Consider the following 17,220-nt stretch of genomic DNA (forward strand, 5'->3'; position numbering starts at 1 on the left):
TGCTTATTGAAATAACACGTCAAGTAGCTGAAAGGGGAAGGAGAGTGACTTGGGTTTTAGAAGCTGTTAGAGAAAAACATTCTAGAGAAATAAGAAGATACAGAGCACATGGAGATGTTAACAGATTTCTGGATGATATTGGGATAGAGGAATTCTTAGGTACAGATCCTTCTAGTTACGCACATTTATTTAATACAGCAAGATCAGAAAGGGTTTCAATAAAACCATAAACAGCCAACATGCCCCCCATCAGGCTGAAATAGGTCATAAAACAAAGCCCGGTGAAACATTTTTTAGTGAACGCCATAAAAACAACGCCCACGGACATGATGACGATATTGAGAATAATCTGCCCTGGATTCACCGCATTAAACCTCGATCTTGGCCATTTTCCTAATCACGATCAACCCGATGGTCTGCCAAAAAACGCACGCCAAAATAATGAAAATCCCCATTAAAGACGTAAAGAAATTGCCCACCGCCTCCGGCTGGAAAAAATAAAGAATCATGAGCATGCCCCAAGGGATGATGCTGATGACGATGGATTGCATCCTGGGTCCGGCGGTCAGCGCGTTGATTTTGTCCTTGAGCTTTCCCTCTTCGCGGATGGTGTCGACGATTCGGTCGAAAATTTTGGTCAGGTTGCCGCCGGTTTGGCGCTGGATGATGATGGCGCGCACGACATAGCTCACCAAGTCGCTGTCGACGCGCCGGTCGAAAGCCTTGAGCGCCTCTTCGAACGGCATGCCCAGCTTGTAATTTTTAAGCATCAGATCGAATTCCTCGGAGATGGGCGGCACCATTTCATGCACGGCCAATTCCAATCCTTGGACCAGATCCAAGCCGGATTTCATGGCGTCGGAAAGCAGGATCAAAGAATCCAAAAGCTGAGAATCGATTTTTAAGCGGCGGCGCTCCTTGATGAATTTCAGACCCTCGGTCGGCAAGAGGTAAACGAAAATGAACGCCGCCAGAAAGAAAACAACAAGATTCATGGTCAGCAGCCCGAAAATAACGGAAATGATCATTGGCCCGTACAAAAGCCACCCGGCGCCCACGCCCAAAAATTGTTTGTTGTATTCGTAAGCCAGGGTTTTGGCCCGTTCGCTCAAGCGTTCGATGAAAGAATCCAGGATTTCCTGCGCGCCGATGCCCTTTAAGCGCGTAAAGATGAACACCACCACAAAAACGATGAGCGGTATCAAAACGATATAGAAACCGCTCTTTTTAAACGCTTCTTCCAAATCTTTTTTATTGGAGGGATAGGCGTTGACCATGTCCGAATACTTGGCCGGAGGGATGTCGGAGAGCGTCATCCAAACGATTCTGCTCAAGGAGCAAAAACTCTCGAACGCGGCGTCATAGGATGTTGAATCGCGCCGGGATGAAGAAATGCGGATCTTTTCAAGCTGCTGATAAAGAAGCTCCAACTGAGGAAAAAGAGCGCGGCCGCGGCCGCCGAGTGAGTTGGCGATGCCCGGGGTCACATAAAGCTGATCGAGCGCGTTTCTTAGCTGGCCTTGGGTTTCCGTGTAATAGGGCAAAAGCGTGCCGATGTCAACGCCGTCGCCGCCGATCCCCTGGGAAGGAAAGGTGCCTTTTTTAAGAATATCCAGCGTTTTATAGACCAGGCCGAAAACGTTTTGCCATAGGTTCTTGGCGTTAGGATCAGTATTTTTTTCGATGATCTCGGCGTAATAGATATCGGACATGGCGACATTGGCCCTGGTCCAGGATCTTGCCGTCGCGTCCACGGTTTTTTTCAAACGCTCCGCGGCCAGGCAATCAATGCGTTCCGAGAGATTATTTTTTTTGCAGCAGGGGCCTTGGGTCAAACAGATGGATTCTGTTTGCTTGGATTCGGCTTTCGCATCAGGCTGCTGCTGGTCTTGAGCCCGTAAAACTGGGCACAGGGCAAATAAGACTGCAAAAACTCTGATCATCATGCCTGCGGTTTGCTTCCCTCGGCGCCGCCTTCCGGCGGCTTCGGAGCCTCGGCCTTCACGGCTTCCGGCGCTTCAGGCGGCGGCTCAACCGGTTTAAACACGTCAAGGGACATGTTCACGCCCTTGGCCTTGAAACCCTTATGGCAATTGGGGATAACGCCGGTCGCCGTGTGATAGCCGATGACTCTGCCGGTGTTCTCATCGACGCCGGTCTGAATGAACTTAAAAATCTCCTGGCTGGTGACGCCCTTGTCGTCACGGCCCATGATTTCCGTGATGGAGGTCACGCGGCGCGATCCGTCTTCCATGCGGGTCAATTGGCAAATCAGATGAATCGCGCCCGCGATCATCTCGCGCAAAACCCAAATCGGCAAATCCATGCCGCTCATCAAACACATGGTTTCAACGCGATTTAATGCGTCGCGCGGCGTGTTCGCATGGATGGTGGTCATGGAGCCGTCGTGACCGGTGTTCATGGCCTGCAACATGTCGATGGATTCGCCGCCGCGGCACTCGCCGACCACGATTCGGTCCGGGCGCATACGCAAAGCGTTTTTGACCAAATCGCGGATAGTGACCTCGCCTTTGCCCTCGATATTGGCCGGCCGTGATTCCAAACGCACCCAATGAGGCTGTTGCAGCCTCAACTCAGCCACATCCTCGATGGTCAGGATGCGCTCATCGCCGGGAATAAACGATGAGCACATGTTTAAAAAAGTCGTTTTGCCGGTGCCGGTGCCGCCTGAAATAACGACGTTTTTTGCGGTGAACACGCAGGCTTTGATGAAATCCACCATCTCCTGGGTAATGGCATTAAAACTGATCAACTGTTCATAAGTAAACGGCTTGGCCGAAAAACGCCTGACGGTCAAGGTCGGACCGGAGACAGCCAGGGGAGGGATCACCGCATTGACGCGGGAGCCGTCTTTCAAGCGGGCGTCGACCAAGGGTGAACTCTCATCGATCCTGCGGCCCAAGGGAGCCACGATTTTACGGATCACCTCGACGAGTTGATCATCCGTTCTAAAGCGGAGGGGGATGAGGGTGAGTTTTCCTTTTTGCTCGACGTAAATTTTGTCATGACAATTGACCATGATTTCGGTGATTTTGGGGTCCCTGAGCAAAATCTCCAACGGCCCGAGGCCGAGGATATCGTCGAGAAGTTCACTGATGAATTTCTCACGCTGTTCCCTGGTTAATTCCGCGTCAGGGCGCTTATCAAGGGCGTTATTGACGATTTGTTCGACCCGTTGGCGGCGCTGGGCTTCGCCGGCGGTTTTTACCGTGGTCATTTCCGAAACAACGTGAGCGTGAATTTCTTCTTTTAATTTATCCCATTTGGGATCCGAAACAATGTCAAAATCAATGTCGACCGCATTTTGAGTCGCCGACCCCGCTGAGCCGGTTCCCCCGGCAGCGCCGGGCGCGCCGTTTTGACCGGGGCCGCCCAGTTTCCAAAACCCGTTGGCATTTGTTAAGTAGCGCATCAAATCCGCAAAATTGCCGCCCGATCCCTTGGGCCGAACGTCCCTTAAATGATTGGCCACAAAACGCAGCATCTTGGACCATTCGCTGTTGGCGTTATTGGTGATGAGATAAGCGCCGCCCGCATTGGCCGCCTCCGGGATGCCGTCCTCCCAGGGCAGGCGGAACTTGATTTTCTTGTTGTAGGCGTATAAATAGCGCTCCATTTCCGGAACCTGCATGGCGCCCGGTAAATTGTATTGATTGACGATGATCTCGATTCTATCCAGAGGGAAATGCTCGGCCTTCAAATCCTCAAAAATCCCGATGGTCGCGGTCAGGTTCTGGCGCTGCGGCAGAGTCACCCAGTACACCCAATCGGAAAGCTCCAAAGCGAACGGAAGGAGGGCGTAGCTGGATTCGGTGTCGATGATGACGTCGTAGTGGCTGGACAAGCCCCGCAAGAAATTATGCAGAGCCTGGGGATCAAAGCCGCCCATGACATCTTTCGGCTGAAACCCCAAGGGTAAAGCCGCCACCCCGGCCCGCGCGAAAACGATTTTGCCCCGGACCAAGTCCACGGCTTTTTGCCCGCCGCCGGCGCGCGAATAAAAATCAACCAGGCTTTTCAAAGTCGGGATGACGTTTAACTGCGAACCCGTGATGCCGATCCAGGTCAAAAGCTCTTCACGGCATTGAGGGTCGGCCTCGATCAACACCACGCCGCGGCCGGTTTGCGCGGCGCGTAAACTGGCCAGGTTCAAGGCCATGATGGTTTTGCCGACCCCTTCTTTGGGGCCGGTGACCGTGACGATCTTACACTGGTCGATGGCTGCTTCCGTGCCCAACTGAGACCCTCCCTTCTATAGCAAGGCTTACGTTAATAATTTAACCCCCGGACCCAATCTTCTCAAGGGGTAATTTCTATTCTAAAGATTAGGTCTTTAAAACTTCGAAGCTGACAAAAAGAAATAGGGTGGATTCGACTTGAAGGTTTTTCTTGAAGGTGAAGATCGCGCCGATCAACGGCAGGCGGCCGAGGATAGGCACGCGGCGGTAGCTGGTTTGCTTTTCGGAACGTTTTAAACCGCCGATGACGATCGTATCGCCGGTTTTAACGCTCACTTCCGTTTGAATCTGGCGCGTGACGATGGAGGGCACGCCGTTGACGGTTTTGGTGAAATCCGGATTGGAAACCTCGAGCTGAATCTGAGCGTCGATACGATTTTTTTCGTCCACCACGGGAAGGACGTTTAAGAGCACGCCGAACTTTTTGAAATCAACGCCCACGGAACCCGTGGCGCCCACGATTTGAATGGGCATTTCGCCGCCGACCAAAAACGACGCCGATGTGCCGTTTTTGGTGACGATTTTAGGATTGGAGAGCAGCTGGGCTTTGCCCTCGTTTTCCAAAGCGCGGATCGTGCTTTGAAGTTGATTCAGGCGGGCGAATTCCCCGATGCGAAAAATGCCGGGAATGCTCTGCTCGGCGATCTCGACGAAATCCCCCCAGTTGACGCCCAGGTCGCGCTCCACCGATCCGCCGATTTCAACGATATCCGCGCTGATGGCCACGAGATCTTCGGCAAGCAGATTGCGGGCGATAACAGGGAAAAGAAAAAAACCCGTCAGGAGCCCTCTTCCCCACCTGAAAAAATGCCGGAGCATGAGTGCCTATTTGACACAATTTTTAGGGAAAAATATAGAGGCCGAAGCTTTATTTCGTTATCTAAAGAGCTTACGGAAAGAAGCCATCTCGATGAAATGCTTTTCGATATCGCCCAGCGGGCGAAGCACCACGGAAATTTCGCCCTGTTTTTTGCCCAAGGTTAAAAATTGAGCCTCCAAGGCGCTGACGGCCACGGAAACGAAACCCTCATCGGAAACCGCCAGTTTTTCCTTGGCGGTTTTCTCTTTTTTCTTCATCTCTTCAGGAGGCAAAACGCCGCCCATTTCCGAACCCACGGAAAGCACCAGGATGTTCTGCAAAATCGTCGCGGTCACCCATTCGGACCCGCCGCCGTCGGGGCTGGCCACCGGGAATGTGCAAAGAACGTCGACCCGGTCTCCGGGCTTGACCAGCGTGATCAAATCCTTTGGCACGGGCACGACAGCGGCCCTTAAGCCGGGCGGGATTTTGACGGCCAGACCAGTATCCGGGCTGACGCGCGTCAATTGCGAATACGTGAGCTGATTGCCTTTGGGAACGCGCACCAAAGTCACCAAGTCCCTTAATTTGCCGAAATCCGTGACGGATTTGATCTCAATCGCGTCTTGAAGGACGAATTTTCTGGGGATGGGCGTGGGTTGCGCCATCTCCGGCTTAAAATACGTGCGTTCCGGAATATCGTATTTGGCGACCAAAACATTGACCGACTCGCCGTAATTCTTGGTGAACTGCTCTTCGCGGCTTTTGAGCGTAAAAAAGAACAGCGTCGCCATCACCAAGGCAATGAGACCGGGAGCCATCGCTTTTTTCATGACATTAGTTCCAAATCGGCACCTCAAGGGGCATGCGCGCTTCGCCGGTCACCATGCGGAAAACGCCGACGTCCGGATCCTGCCCGCCGTAAGGCGGCTGAGACATCATGATGTTGACGAATGGGAAAACCAGCGGCATTTTGTAGCGCAGAGTCACCACCAAATCGCAATTTGGACGATTCACTTCCGGATCAATCAAGGTGCGGGCCTTTCGAAACTCAATCGGCTCTGTTTTCCCCGGCCACTTTTCAAAAATCTGCTCCACCATGGAATTCATTTTCCCTTGATTGATGACGGCCTCCGAACAGCTGGCTTCCCTGCCGGGAGTAAACCCTTGGGAAGCGATGGCGCCGATTCTGGCGACCTCGAAGGTGGCGTGATTAACCAAAATGGTCATGGTTGCGATATGCCCCAGCTGCATAATCCCGAAAACAACGATGAGAAAAAGAGGGAAGATGAGGGCAACCTCGACCAACGACTGGCCGCGGCGCCCATTGTTAAGACCATTTCCCGGCGCCATGGTTCACAAACTCATCTCTTTCGCCCACAAGTTTTCGCGCGACATCAGCCCTCGGCTTGCGCCGTAACGCTCATTCAGCGGCAAGCGGGACGGCCTTATTGGCTGACGTTGCCGATGGCCCCTTGGATTTTGGCGCCCAACTGCTCGAAGGCGTTTTTGATCTGGGGTTTAAATACCGTGGATGCCAGAAGAACGACCCCGACGATCACACCCACCATGATGGCGTATTCCGTGGCGCTTTGACCTTTGCTGCTTTTCAAGAGTTTCATCTCTCCCTCCTTAAATAACTATCTATACGACGTTAAAATTTTAACAGCGGCATTCTTATACATATTCTTAAGCGAATCCTGGGTGATGCTGTAAAACCAAACGAAAATCGCCATAAACAACAGCGTGGCAAGCACATATTCCGTGGTCACCTGGCCTTTTGCCGAACATGATTTCTTGATCCATTTCATGGGGCCTTATATTAATTATTTAGTAGGACCTGGGAAAAATGTCAAGCCCCAAAATCAAAAAGGTAAAGGAGCGATTAAAAACGGAATTTAAGATTGACATGGTGCGCCGTGCCCAAAGCGCCCAAAGGGACCAGCGCGTAATCAAGCGACATCCGGTACAAGGACTCGCTTTGGGAATCGATGCCGATGCCGTAGGAAATGCCGGAGGTGCGATGCAGTTTGAAACGCTTCAGCAGGCCCAGCCGGGATTCCCCCTGATCGTCCGCGGAAAAATACCCGACGCGCAGGCTGACCAAACCGATATCCTCGGACTCGGGCAAATCGATAACCAGGCCGGTCCCGATGCGGGCTTGGGAATCGCGGTCCTGAATAAAATCCGAAGTCACGGTGACGAACTCGGGGAAACTGTAGCTTGCGCCCAACCGGTAAGACCAGGGAATTTTCTCGTCGTCCAAACTCAAACCCAAAATCGACGTGCCCAACTGAAGGCCGCCGTTGCCCGCCCACAGAAGACCGCCGTCAAAGGCGAAATTCGTCGACGTATTGCCGTAGAAATCCTCATAAACGGCTTTCGTGGCAAAACCAAAAAACAGCCGCTCAGTGGGCAGACTCCACCCGAAGCCCGCGTGCGTAAACCCGGTGCGCACGAAAACATTAGCCCCGGCCAACGGAATGCCGTTTTCATCACGGGCGTCAAAATCACCCATCGTCATATACGCCGCGTTTAAAGCGAAATTAGCGTGCATAAAAGGATGGTTGTAGCCGAGGTAATGGCCTTTAAAATCGTCGATCCAGCTCACCAATCCCAGGGCGAATTCCCGGTTATTGGAACGGGCGATGCCGGCTGGGTTAAACCCAAGGCTTTCGACGCCCTCCGCCAAAGCCACATAGCTTCGGCCCAAGGCCATAGCTTCCGCATTGCCGATGCCGAGCTTTAAAATTTGGCCGGCTGAAGTGCCGACATAGCCTTCCCGGGAATCGAGGAAACCGGCATAAAGCGCAGGGCCGAACGCCAGAAACAAACCGACCAGCGCTATTTTTAGCTTCACGGTACCAAGACCTTCTTCATTGTCTGCAAGAATTGCCGGTCGCCGCCGAAAGAATCAGCGCGCAGCACATAAAAATACACGCCCCTGGTGACGCGGCGCCCGAAGCCGTTCTCCAAATTCCATTCAACCGCCGGCAAGCCGTTGCAGGGCCCCTTGCCGCCTAGAATCCGCCCTAAACCCTTTTCCCATACCAACTCGCCGCTTAATGTGTAAATCTTTAAATTAACGTCCGCGTCGATGGGAAGGAGCGAACAAATTTTAAGCGGGGTTTTGGTGATGGGATTGGGGTAAGCGAAGGTTTGATCATCGAACGTCGCCTGCGGGTCCAAAAAGCCTAAACGTAAAACAGGCACCTGGCCGTGTTCGATATTGGTGGCGAGATTGTCGCGTTCATCCGTGGCCCGCAAGCGAAAAACGTAATTGCCGTCGACGACTTGTTTTTGGAAAAGGTTGATGCCCGTCCATAGCTCGGTCAACGGCACGCGGCTCGGACGCGGGCCTTGAATCAGGAAAACGAGGGACTCCGATTCCGGAGGAATCGGTTGGCCCGCCACGTTAAAAATCGTGCCGGGCTTAAAAATCTTAAGCTCGACGTTCATGGGTTCCGACAGCTGATAAGTAACCTCGGCGGACTCAACCTCCGAGGTTAACGGCGTGACCGCGACATCATAAATACGCAGGAGATCGACGGATAAAGGCAGCCGGGCGATGGAAGAAGAGGCGTTGATCGCCGTCAAATCCTCGGCCAAAATCTCGACGAAGAACGAGCCCGTGGTCTGCCTGATTTCCGCGAAATTCGTGCCGTCCCAAAACTCAGCTTGCTCGATCAACCCGCTGCGCGGCTCTTCGTCCACCAAGCGCTTGACCAGATTCTGGTCAAGGTTTTTTATATCCACGGTAACGATCGCGTCGCGGGAGAGCGTGAAGGTGATCTCAAAAGGTTCCAGCGGAATATTAAGCGTATCCGAAGCCTCATTAACTTCAGGGAACGTGGGCGTGACTTCGGGATTTAAAATCTGGATTTGGCCGCGTATAACGCCGATTTCACGGATCACGGCGTCAGTGGCGTAATTGCCATAAACATCGCTCGATTTTAAGATGGACACGTAATTGCCGTCCGGCACAAAAAAGCCTTCCTCATTTTTTCCGTCCCAGAATTCGGTGATCGAGAGCCGTCCAGGGCGTGAGCCGAATATCGTCCTGATCAAAGTGCCTTGGGTTAAAGTCAAAGCGGGCCAAGAACCCGAAAAAACGGAGGTCGGCGAATAAATTTCCCAACGAGTATCCATGGGTTCGGAAAGCACATAAGAAATGGTGGCGATATCCGTGGCGCCGGACAACAACGGCGTCGAGCGCACTTGCGAGGTGCGCAGCATATTGGCCGTGAAAAACGAATTGAGCGTATTGATGCGATTGGGAAAAAGCGTATCCTGGGCGATCAACTCCGCCATATAAACGCCGCTGGAAACACGGACGCCGTTTTGCTGATTTAAACCGATGGTGCGCCCATCCCAACCGATGGGAGGATCGGTGATGGAAATAGCTCCCGGACGCACCTCGTCCCTGACCAAATGCGCGATCGTGCAGCCGGAGGTGCTGGGGCAGACCTTGGTGCTATTGGCCGTTGCCGGCGGCACGATATTGCCGTTTGAATCGAAAGAAATAAAACTGCCGACCGTTTGATTGAGCATAGCCTTAACCCTGACATTGACGTGGGCGTCGCGACCCAAGCTGTAATTGAAAAAGAAAGGCTCGACATTGGTTACCGGCGGTGAAGAAAAAGAGGATGAGAATGTCGTAACTTGGCTGATGGGAACCAAGCCGCGGGTAACGGGGATCAGTCCAGTCTTGACCTTACTAACGAGAATTGCAGGCGCTATCGCGGGAGCAATGCCCCCGAAGGAACCCTGTTGAAGTTGGGCATAAAGAGAAAATTGATATTGACTGTCATCCAGAGGATTGCCATTACGATCCCGTCCATCCCAAACGAATGAAACCGTCTGTCTCCCTGGGAAAGCGTTTTGATATCCGCGCACCCGGCATCCGTGATTCGGATTTGTAGCCGAATTTGTTGCCAAATGAACGCTTGAGCCATCGCATGCGACACTTGGCGCGCCAAAACCATCCGGGTTTTGGAAACTCGATGAGGCAAGCCAAACGTCAAAATAAACCGTTGCTGCTTCTGTTAATTGAAAAGAAACCCCTGCAAATGAAGTCGATTGCGTTGACAGCCCCTCTGCTCGGACATCAATAATCTGCATAGGGTCGATAAAATTTGAAAATGTGGTCGGACGGGAAATGTCATGAGCATGATCGGCCCCCTCGGAACCTGTATTGCTATCAGGATCCCAGGCATACATCAGGAACGTGTAAACACCGGAGCTAACCAACAAATTATCTTCGGTGCGGCCATCCCAGTTATCTGTAATCGATAGCACCTTGCCTTGAGAAGACGTTGTATCCTCGCCTTGACGCGGCTGATTTTTAACAATTCGACGCACAAAAGAAGTGCTGCACCCTGCGCCTACACGCTGAACGGGGTGGGGATTCGTGGTATTGTTGCTGATGTTTCCGACGCCAGTACATGCGGCATTAACATTGTCCCGCGTGCAAAGCACTTGCGCGCAATCAAGCTCGCTCCCTTTAAAAATATCAATCGCAACATAGGCGCTTTTCGACAACCTATAGTTGATGCCGATCGGAAAAATAACGGCGCTGCCGAACACAGTCGGGCTTGATATTACGGAATGTATATCCATGACATCGATAAGGAGCGGGTGCTGATTTTCGCCCGGATACTTAATGTCCTTTAATTCACTTTTATTTCCGGTTGTTGTGTCTACGAAAACAATTTCGGCGGTGGCCTCATAAGTACCGTTCATTTTCCCGAAACCTTTGTCATCCACGGCAAACGAACCATCCCATGTCGCGCAAACGGCCACAGGACACTGCGCAGGCGGCAATTCCATATTGGGGAATGAAAATGTTCTTATCGGCGTGCGCACCAGAGAACCGCCCTGAACAGCCAACCGTTCAATCTTAAGCGTAAAAGTATTGATTCGGCAATGGGTTAGGCCCGGCCATGTTGAATGCCTGACGACGAACAGAGCCTGCGTTTTAGAATTGACATCGGTGCCGCCGGTATTCCCGCCGAATAGATTAAAATTGATCCCAGTTTCCCCAGCCAACAAAAGGCGCGCACCTGCATCAAATACTGGTTCAGCGCCATTACCCCCCAACGGAGGAGTTATGCTATTGCCCGGACAAGTCGAGTTAAACACTGAAGCTCCAGAATTGTCCTCGTAAACGTCGATATGAGTGTAGTTCTGGCCCGGCTGAGTGGGATCCCACCCATTTGTTCGGTCATGCGACCAGGAAAGTCGCAAAGGAATTAAGAAAAAAGCCAGGAAAGAAAAATAATAAAGGGCTTGCAAAGCGACCGCTTTTACCCTCACCGGCAAAACATAGCAATTTTTAAAAGTCAACAAGAGAGAGAACCCGGACATCGATCAATTATGACCGGCAAAGAAACGGTTTGCAACCGGGAAATTCAAAATTTTTTCTTTTTGGACTTCAGCAATGACAATATGACTTTTTGAAATTGCCTCAAATATCTAAGGCTTCCTTTAAAATGTTTGTATGTCGAATCGTATCTCTAATCTTTCATCTTTTTCGTCGTCAGAACCAGACGCGGAGGATCGGATTCAAGGACGATGTAAAAACTGCCGTCATCGCGCGCCAAAATAGCGGTGGCTCCGGCCAAGGTCTCCACGCCTGCGCCTAATAAAGGTTGCACGGCCCGGCCCCTGCGCCAAGCGCCCTCGGCATCCCTGGCAAAAGGCAATAAAGAAAAAGTCTTGCCGTCTAAAACCCAAATCGCTTCCCCCCGCGCCGCGAACGCCAAGGGAACGATGTCCTGCGGCAGAGTCAAGAGAACGGACGGCTTGTTTTTCATGGCTTTGGGATCAAAAACATGAATTTGTCTACCGATGGTGTCTAAAACCGCAAGATGCCAAGGACTATCCGGCTTGCCGGAAGGCGCCAGCGCCGCTAAAAACAAACAAGAGGCAGTGGGCGAGGGCGCTTCCTCTTCAATGACTTTAGGATCGGCGGCTTTATGCCGGTAAATTTTGCGGCTGACCGAGTCGAGGCTGAACAGTTGGCGGCCGTCGGGAGAAAAAACAATGGAATTAGGATGAAAGAACGTCAGGGGCGAAGAATACCGGCCCGATAACTGCGCAGGATCATCTTGGGACAGCTTAATGATTTCCCCTGATTTCCAATCAGCGACCCAGATAACGCCGGTTTGCTCGGCTACGCCCGAAGGCGTTTCAAGGGGGATATCCCAGGATTCGGTTTCTTGGAAAAAAACCGGCCCGCGGGAAGTCATGAACCCGCGATAAGCATAAAAGGAACCGTAAACAATCAATCCCAGCATCGCAGGCAAAAGCATAAACTTGGCGATGATTTTAAGCCAAGATTTTGACGAACGGCTAACGGGACCGGACGGGGCCTTCGGCATTTCCTCAACAGGTTCGAAACGCCGAGGCTCGGCAGGAGTCATCTGAGCGGCCAAATCCGGAGGGAGTCCGGGATCAAGCTGCGGAAAATGAGGGGGCATGGGCGCGGGGCCGCCTGTTTCCATAGGCAGCGGCCCCCTCTCCCCCCCGGGGGGAGAGGGTTGGGGTGAGGGGGGCTCTGCCCGGCCCCTGGCCCCGGACCCCTCCCTAAACGCCGTAGCCCAACGGTTCAACTCATTGACCAAACTTGAAAAAACGCGCGTCAGCCGGATTTCTTTCTCTTCCTTATCGCCGAGCAGTTTTTCCCACTGCGTCTTCTCCTTCATATAACGGGCTTCCCAATCAAAAAAACCCGCCCGTTGATTTTCCCACACTCTCCTTTCCCGCTCCCAAAGCTCTTCCCACTTTTTCCTTTCTTTCTCCCAGTGCTGAAGAATTTTTTCTTTCTCCGTCTCAAATTTTTCGAGCATCCGGCTCAGTTCCGCAACTCGCGCCTGGAGCGTTGTTACCTTGGCCCGTTCCTCAAGCAAAGCGCCGGTGGAAGCCGCCAAGGCGTTTTTCGAGGATTCTTCGATTTTGGCTTTGGCCTCCTGCTCCTTGGCCAAGAAACTTTCCAGCTCCAAAACCCGCTGCCCCAATTTATTTTTTTCGTCTTTGCCCAAATTTTCGATAGCGAGGATTTTTCCTTCCAGCTCCCGGTCGCGCACACGAAGACGCTCTATTTCCGTCTCACGTTTGTTGATTTCATCGCCCAGGGAACGCACGGTGCGCTTGTTCTCATCGTAAAGCCGTTGAATATCCTGCTTATATTGGACGACTTGCTCGTTTAATTTCCGGATGTTCTCTTCCTGCAAGGCGAGGTCTTCGCCCGCCATCTTTTTCTCTTAGGCCAACTCATCATGAAATCTGGCCATGTCCTGTTCCTGGTGGTAAAGAAACTCGGCTCGCGTCAATCGCTCTTCCTCCAGACGGTCGGAGAGCTTTGCGATCTGAGCCTCAAGATCGCGAATCGTGCCCCGGAGATCTTCGATTTCCCTTTCTTTGAAATCTAGAAGATCGAGAAGCTGGCGCTTCTCGGCATGGTAGCGCCGACGGGCGTATTCCAAGAGTTCCTGCTCTAATTCCTTCTCGATCATGACTTCATGCCTTATTCTGGGGGCCTTTCGCCGCTTCAACGGCGCCGGCCTCGGTCATGGGCAGCAAAATCGTAAATTTCGAACCCTTGCCTTCGCCCGGACTTTCGGCGTAAATCTGGCCTTTGTGATTTTTAACGATGCCGTAGGAAACGGAAAGCCCCAGCCCCGTTCCCTTGCCCAACTCTTTAGTCGTATAGAATGCCTCGAAAATGCGGGGCATCACATGGGAAGGAATGCCTGCGCCCGTATCCTCCACCTCGATGCGGACGCGATCGTTCTCAGTGCGAGCGCGAATGAAGAGCCGACCGCCGGTGGGCATGGCGTCTTTGGCGTTCATGACGAGATTTAAAAGCGCCTCGGCCAGATCCACCGGAGAGCCGTAAATCGAAGGCAAGGCGGGGTCGATCTCCGGAATGATTTGAACCCCTGTTTTTTCCAAATCGCTTTTGACCATGTCCATGACGGATTCCAAAATCTTGTCGAAGGTCACGCGTTGAAACTCATGATCGCGCTGCCGGGCAAAATCCAAAAGATTCCTCACGATTTTGCGGCAGCGCTGGGCCGCGGAAACGATTTTCTCAACCTGCGCGCCGGCCGGATGATCGGGACCCAAACGCTCCTTTAAAAGCTCCGCTTGCCCCAAAACCCCAACCAAAGGGTTGTTGATTTCATGGGCCACGCCGCCGGCCAATTGGCCCATGGCCGCCAAGCGATCCCAACGGATCATGGTTTGCTGCAAATCGCGCGATTGACGACCGACCCGTTCGATGGCTTTTAAAACAATGCCCATTTCGTCGGCGCGACGCGGCATGGGATTTGACGGCAAGTCCCCCCGGCCCAAGGACAAAAGTCCCTTTTCAACGGACTCAAACGCCCGTCTTAAATCTGAAATCCAGAGCAAGGCCAGCACCATGGACAACGCTAAAAGAATCCCGGACATGGCAAAAAGCACCCAATGCGCCCAGCGCATTTGCTGATCGCCGAGCTCTTCTTGTCTTCTTAGACCTGACCAGGCCTCATCCGAAACAGCTTGAAGCAGCTTCAGCAAAGTAGCTTCCTTGGTTTTTAATTCCGATATCTCAACGACGATTTTTTGCGGATTCTTGCTGAACGAGCCTTGGGCGATTTCCTCCATCATCAACCGCAAAGAGCCAAGGTAATCTTCATAGGTGTTTTTCAAATTACGATAGGCTCCGTATCCGGACAAAGGCTCCAAAACGCCTTCCTGGGCGGCGGACCGCAAAATTAATTCGCCCAACTCTCGCTCATGACGCATCACCAACGCGGCCACGGAGCCGGCCGCGAGTTCGGTAAACGAAGCTTGGAAATCGCGCAACGCCGCGATATGGCGGCGCAGGTCTTCTTCCATTTCAATGAAACGCTCATGCCGCCATTCCAAATAAGTGAAACTAGCCACAGCCGAAAGCTGGCCCAGGGCGCTGACGCCCACCAATACAAGAACTTTAGCCTGAAGACGCATGGCCGTTAATCCTCAAATAGCTTGGGGTCAAAAACCGCCTCCCGCAAGGGGCAATAGCCTCTTAATGCTCCGGTGTATAATGAGGCGATGCCAAAGAAAGGGCAGCCGGCCAAATCAAATACTTTCCTAAAAAGCCAATTAACAAAAATCGGCTTGGCTGTGGTCAAAATCCAGGAAACGTTGGATAAAACCCTGCCGACATTGGCGACCAAAACTGAACTAGCCCAACTAAGAACTGAACTAAGGGGCGAGATGGCGAGCAAAACCCAAATGGCTGAATTCGAGATGACAACCAAAAAAGAATTTGCCCGGATAGAAACCAAAATAGACAATTTAGACAAAGCGGTTACGCAAGTAGTTCTCCTCAAAGACCACGAACAGCGCATGGCAAGACTCGAAGAAAAAGCCGGCATCGCCTAATCCCGGCTTAATTCTCTTTATTTCCCTCCCTCGCCACCACGGGTCAACTGTTTTTTCATCTTAAGCATCTCAAGCTTCACGGCTTCCAATTCGCCGCTTAAGGTTTTGACCTTTTCGGAAAGATTCGATTCGCCCAAGTTGATGAAGGTCAACACTTTGCCTTCTTTAGAATTCTTGCCGTCGAAATTATCGAGGGCCACGCCGATCACGGAACCGGGCTCCGTGGCTTTCATGGCGTATCCAGGCTTCGATGACGAAGTCAGATAATCACCGATAGCGATCGTCCCGTTTTCCAACGATACTTTGACCGGCACGCGGCCCGCCAAGGCCAAAGGCCGCTGTTTTTTGTCTCTGGTGATAGCGCCGTCAATGTCTCCTTCATCGGCATTGGTCAAAATGCCGGGCTTGGTGGAAATAATGCCCAGGATTCCGGATTGATAAACGCGGCTGGATTTGATGATGCGCTCGCGATGTTTAGGATCAGCCACGACGATGTCTCCGGCTTCGATGGCTTCGTCCGACGTCGTGATGTTTTCCGCCACGTCAGGAGCGCCCACGCCGCCTCTGATTTGGCCCGAAGCTGAAATGCCGCCCACAACCGCGATCTTGGCATTGGCCACACCAACGCCAACGCCCAATTTGCCCCAAACCACCAAGTCGTTTTGCACGGAACCTGAGGACACGTAGAAGGTGCTTCCGGCTTGCAGGGTGTTTTGATTGAGGATAGCTGTCGTTCCCAGATTGCCGCCGTGCAACAGCGTACGAACAGCGGTGCCGTCGTGCCATTTGATGTCCGCGCCGTTCCTCTGGAGTTCCCCAGCCGACGTGGGATCAGCGGTCATGTCCGTGAAGATAACCGAAGAAGAAGCATAAACTGAATTGGTCACCGTCAGCGTGGAACGCACAATGGCGCCGCCGTTGACGTCGAGTTTGTAAGTGGGGGCGTTCGTATTGATGCCGACGTTACCGCTGGTGGTTGCAAAATAAGCGCTACCTGTAGAACGAATGACGCCGCCGCCCTGGACATCAAGTTTATAGGCAGGGGCATCAGTTCCCACGCCGACATTGCCGCCACCGCGAACCAAGAATACAGGTCCCGCTGATACAGGGTTAAGTTCCACAATCTCATTAGTCTGAGCATCAATATACAGACGGGTTCCGCTGACGGAGAGGTCTGCATAGGTGCCGTCTGTTCTTAAGGCAATAGAATGTCCGCTACCGCTTTCATAAAGCCTGATTTGACCGCCCCAGACGTCCAACTTTTGCCCGGGAGCTGCCGTTCCGATGCCGACGTTACCGCCTGCTGCGAATGTAACCTTATCTCCCGCAGGCCCGGGGACGTTATTGTAAAAACGAAGGTCAGTAGAGCCGCTTGGCGTATACATGCTCCAGCGCGACGCCGTCCCTCCTAATCTTCGAAGAATCAACGCTACTTGACCGGCGCCGGAATTTTCAATGGAAGCCCCCAACTCTGTTGCATCGCTACCACCGACGGTCAGTCGGCTATAAGTCTCGTTGGCCGTGGGATTACCTACGCCAATACCAACGCTTCCGCTATTTCTGGCCAATAAAGTTTGGCCATATACAGAAGCCGAGGAGACATAAAACGTCGCCGAAGCCTGCAAGGTATCCCTGTTCTGGATATAAGACGTGGCTCCGCCCAAAAGATCGGAGCCAGGAATCCCCGACCAAGCGAAGGTCGAAGCCCCGTCGGAACGCAGGTAGCGCCCTGACGCGCCCGGAGCA

General features: G+C 52.5%; 15 protein-coding genes. 1 reads left to right on the forward strand and 14 read right to left on the reverse strand.

Going from position 1 to position 17,220, the window contains the following annotated elements; all coding sequences use genetic code 11:
* Positions 1-175: 175 nt before the first annotated feature.
* From HYT79_12300 to HYT79_12360, 13 genes are all read right to left on the reverse strand, one after another.
* Positions 176-364 (reverse strand): hypothetical protein, encoded by a 189-nt coding sequence (locus tag HYT79_12300; GenBank protein MBI2071361.1) that lies wholly within the window; start codon positions 362-364, stop codon positions 176-178.
* 4 nt (positions 365-368) lie between these two features.
* Positions 369-1,946, reverse strand: a complete 1,578-nt coding sequence (locus tag HYT79_12305; GenBank protein ID MBI2071362.1) for a type II secretion system F family protein — start codon at positions 1,944-1,946, stop codon at positions 369-371.
* Positions 1,943-4,258: a Flp pilus assembly complex ATPase component TadA gene (gene tadA, locus HYT79_12310; protein MBI2071363.1), complete on the reverse strand. Its 2,316-nt coding sequence runs from the start codon at positions 4,256-4,258 to the stop codon at positions 1,943-1,945. The genes HYT79_12305 and tadA overlap by 4 nt, the downstream gene beginning before the upstream one ends.
* An 88-nt stretch (positions 4,259-4,346) precedes the next feature.
* Positions 4,347-5,078 carry a type II and III secretion system protein gene (locus HYT79_12315; GenBank protein ID MBI2071364.1) on the reverse strand — a complete coding sequence of 244 codons (732 nt, stop codon included), beginning with the start codon at positions 5,076-5,078 and terminating at the stop codon, positions 4,347-4,349.
* A gap of 57 nt (positions 5,079-5,135) precedes the next feature.
* Entirely contained in the window at positions 5,136-5,891 is a 756-nt protein-coding gene (gene cpaB, locus HYT79_12320; GenBank protein MBI2071365.1) for a Flp pilus assembly protein CpaB, read from the reverse strand.
* A gap of 4 nt (positions 5,892-5,895) precedes the next feature.
* Positions 5,896-6,411: a pilus assembly protein gene (locus tag HYT79_12325; protein MBI2071366.1), complete on the reverse strand. Its 516-nt coding sequence runs from the start codon at positions 6,409-6,411 to the stop codon at positions 5,896-5,898.
* Between the two features lie 95 nt (positions 6,412-6,506).
* The gene (locus tag HYT79_12330) at positions 6,507-6,680 is read right to left on the reverse strand and encodes a class III signal peptide-containing protein (protein MBI2071367.1); all 174 of its coding nucleotides are present in this window, start codon (positions 6,678-6,680) and stop codon (positions 6,507-6,509) included.
* An 18-nt stretch (positions 6,681-6,698) separates the two neighbouring features.
* A complete protein-coding gene (locus tag HYT79_12335; GenBank protein MBI2071368.1) occupies positions 6,699-6,869 on the reverse strand; it encodes a hypothetical protein in 171 nt (56 codons plus the stop codon).
* 74 nt (positions 6,870-6,943) lie between these two features.
* Entirely contained in the window at positions 6,944-7,918 is a 975-nt protein-coding gene (locus HYT79_12340; protein ID MBI2071369.1) for a hypothetical protein, read from the reverse strand.
* Entirely contained in the window at positions 7,915-11,106 is a 3,192-nt protein-coding gene (locus HYT79_12345; protein MBI2071370.1) for a hypothetical protein, read from the reverse strand. The genes HYT79_12340 and HYT79_12345 overlap by 4 nt, the downstream gene beginning before the upstream one ends.
* Before the next feature lie 467 nt (positions 11,107-11,573).
* On the reverse strand, positions 11,574-13,313 hold the full coding sequence (locus HYT79_12350) for a hypothetical protein (GenBank protein ID MBI2071371.1): 1,740 nt from the start codon (positions 13,311-13,313) through the stop codon (positions 11,574-11,576).
* A gap of 9 nt (positions 13,314-13,322) precedes the next feature.
* Positions 13,323-13,574, reverse strand: coding sequence for a hypothetical protein (locus HYT79_12355; GenBank protein ID MBI2071372.1), 252 nt, complete (start codon positions 13,572-13,574; stop codon positions 13,323-13,325).
* A gap of 4 nt (positions 13,575-13,578) precedes the next feature.
* Positions 13,579-15,054, reverse strand: coding sequence for a HAMP domain-containing histidine kinase (locus tag HYT79_12360; GenBank protein ID MBI2071373.1), 1,476 nt, complete (start codon positions 15,052-15,054; stop codon positions 13,579-13,581).
* Between the two features lie 87 nt (positions 15,055-15,141).
* On the opposite strand from HYT79_12360, the gene HYT79_12365 reads away from it, so the two are divergent.
* On the forward strand, positions 15,142-15,474 hold the full coding sequence (locus tag HYT79_12365; GenBank protein ID MBI2071374.1) for a hypothetical protein: 333 nt from the start codon (positions 15,142-15,144) through the stop codon (positions 15,472-15,474).
* 17 nt (positions 15,475-15,491) lie between these two features.
* Here HYT79_12365 and HYT79_12370 read toward each other — a convergent pair.
* The coding region (locus tag HYT79_12370) for a hypothetical protein (protein ID MBI2071375.1) at positions 15,492-17,220 on the reverse strand (1,729 nt) is incomplete at its 5' end.

This window comes from Elusimicrobiota bacterium (assembly GCA_016180815.1).
Taxonomy (GTDB): domain Bacteria; phylum Elusimicrobiota; class Elusimicrobia; order JACQPE01; family JACQPE01; genus JACPAN01.

Excerpts from the sequence above, each read along its gene's own strand:
- HYT79_12355 (MBI2071372.1), bottom strand. The coding sequence starts at position 13,574 with ATGATCGAGAAGGAATTAGAGCAGGAACTCTTGGAATACGCCCGTCGG.
- HYT79_12315 (MBI2071364.1), bottom strand. The coding sequence starts at position 5,078 with ATGCTCCGGCATTTTTTCAGGTGGGGAAGAGGGCTCCTGACGGGTTTT.
- HYT79_12325 (MBI2071366.1), bottom strand. The coding sequence starts at position 6,411 with ATGGCGCCGGGAAATGGTCTTAACAATGGGCGCCGCGGCCAGTCGTTG.
- HYT79_12365 (MBI2071374.1), top strand. The coding sequence starts at position 15,142 with ATGCCAAAGAAAGGGCAGCCGGCCAAATCAAATACTTTCCTAAAAAGC.
- cpaB (MBI2071365.1), bottom strand. The coding sequence starts at position 5,891 with ATGAAAAAAGCGATGGCTCCCGGTCTCATTGCCTTGGTGATGGCGACG.
- HYT79_12335 (MBI2071368.1), bottom strand. The coding sequence starts at position 6,869 with ATGAAATGGATCAAGAAATCATGTTCGGCAAAAGGCCAGGTGACCACG.
- HYT79_12305 (MBI2071362.1), bottom strand. The coding sequence starts at position 1,946 with ATGATGATCAGAGTTTTTGCAGTCTTATTTGCCCTGTGCCCAGTTTTA.
- HYT79_12360 (MBI2071373.1), bottom strand. The coding sequence starts at position 15,054 with ATGCGTCTTCAGGCTAAAGTTCTTGTATTGGTGGGCGTCAGCGCCCTG.
- HYT79_12330 (MBI2071367.1), bottom strand. The coding sequence starts at position 6,680 with ATGAAACTCTTGAAAAGCAGCAAAGGTCAAAGCGCCACGGAATACGCC.
- HYT79_12350 (MBI2071371.1), bottom strand. The coding sequence starts at position 13,313 with ATGGCGGGCGAAGACCTCGCCTTGCAGGAAGAGAACATCCGGAAATTA.